We start from the raw sequence: 264 nt of genomic DNA, 5'->3' as shown, positions 1-264 counted from the left end.
GGCACCAGGGCAAAGCGGCCGGTGTGGTAGCTGGACGCCACCTTGCCCGCCCCTGTACGGCAGGAACTACCGGCGGGGGCTTCGCACTTCGGGCAGGGGGGACGCTCGACCTGATCGGCCGGGGTGTTCGTGATCATGAGCTGGACTGTCGCATAAACGTGTCGCGCAACGCAAAGTGCACCCCCAACTTTCGCGACGGGTTGCGCGACAGTAAGGAGGGGGCGAAACGGACACCGGCTGTGATTGGCCGGACTGTTGCACAAC

1 protein-coding gene is annotated in these 264 nt (G+C 65.2%); it reads right to left on the bottom strand.

The features are described 5' to 3' along the window. Positions 1–137, bottom strand: a 137-nt coding sequence (locus tag IH09_RS40950) for a zinc finger domain-containing protein (RefSeq protein WP_446750515.1), incomplete at its 3' end; no start/stop codon positions are given. Positions 138–264: the final 127 nt, after the last annotated feature.

The sequence above is a fragment of the Streptomyces celluloflavus genome, from assembly GCA_000720995.1.
GTDB classification, from domain to species: Bacteria; Actinomycetota; Actinomycetes; order Streptomycetales; family Streptomycetaceae; genus Streptomyces; species Streptomyces celluloflavus.
The sequence above is the reverse complement of the archived record's forward strand: the minus strand, read 5'-3'. Positions and strand labels throughout refer to the sequence as shown.